1 pseudogene is annotated in these 1,234 nt (G+C 76.6%); it reads right to left on the bottom strand.

Going from position 1 to position 1,234, the window contains the following annotated elements:
* A pseudogene (locus AN218_RS12055) lies at nt 1-1,234 on the bottom strand (pyridoxal phosphate-dependent decarboxylase family protein); the annotation flags it as partial.

Here is a 1,234-nt window from a genome sequence, read left to right as displayed (position 1 = left end):
CCGCCCACGTCCGGTGGACCGTCGGCGCCGTCCGGCTCGGCGCGGCCCAGCACCGCACGGCCCTCCGCCAGCAGCCGCCGCCGTACCGAGGCCACCGCCGCGGCGTCCGCACCCGCCGGACGGAAGAGCACCGTCGACAGCTCGGGCGGCGCGAAGAGCTCCAACCGGGGCTCCGCCGCGACCAGTTCGGCCAGCGTCCGCGCGACCGCGCACGTACGCTCCACCAGCGCCGCCATTCCGCCGCGTCCCAGGGCGCGCAGCGTGACCGCCGTCTTGAGGACGTCGGGGCGGCGCGTCGTACGCAGCGAACGGCCCAGCAGATCGGGGAGACCGGCGTCGCGGTCGTCCCGCGCGCTGAGATAGTCGGCGCGGTGGTCCAGCGGCGCGAGGTCCCGCCCGTCGGGCACCGCGAACACCCCCGCCGCCACCGGCTGCCAGCCCAGCTTGTGCAGATCGAGCGTGACGCTGTCGGCCCGTTCCAGACCCGCGAGCCGGTGACGCAGCCGGCGGCTGGAGAGCAGCATGCCCCCGTACGCCGCGTCGACATGGAAGCGGGCGCCGAACTCCCGTGCCACGTCGGCCAGTTCGGGCAGCGGATCGATCGCGCCCGTGTCCGTCGTACCGGCCGTGGCGACCACGAGGACCGCAGCGCCCGGCGGCACCCCGGCCGTGAGCGCCCTGCGCAGCGCCCCCGGCGTGAGCACACCGCCGGGCGCCGGGACGCGCAGCGGCTCGGGCAGCCCCAGCAGCCATGCCGCGCGGTGCACGCTGTGGTGCGCGTTGGCGCCGCAGACGACGCGGACGTCCGTGCCGAGCCGTTCGCGTGCGAGCAGCAGGGCGAGCTGATTGGACTCCGTACCGCCCGTGGTCACCAGGGCGTCGGGGAACGGGAGTTCGCGTCCCGCGCCATGCCCGCCNCGCTTCCCCTCCCTCTTCCTCTTCCTGTCCGTCGCCGTACACGAGCGCCGCCAGCGCGCGGCACGTACGGGTCTCCAACTCCGAGGCGGCGGGCGCCTGGTCCCATGAGTCCAGCGACGGGTTGAGCGCGCTCGCGGCGAGGTCCGCCGCCGCGGCCACCGCCAGCGGCGGGCAGTGCAGATGCGCCGCGCACAGCGGATCGGCGGGGTCGGCGGCGCCTTCCGTGACCATCCGTACCAGCGTGTCCAGCGCCTCGCGCGCCCCCGTGCCCCGCTCCGGGACGACGCCTCCGGCCAGCGCCGTGTCCACCGCGGCG

It is taken from the genome of Streptomyces nanshensis (assembly GCF_001751255.1).
Classification (GTDB): domain Bacteria; phylum Actinomycetota; class Actinomycetes; order Streptomycetales; family Streptomycetaceae; genus Streptomyces; species Streptomyces nanshensis_A.
The sequence above is the reverse complement of the archived record's forward strand: the minus strand, read 5'-3'. Positions and strand labels throughout refer to the sequence as shown.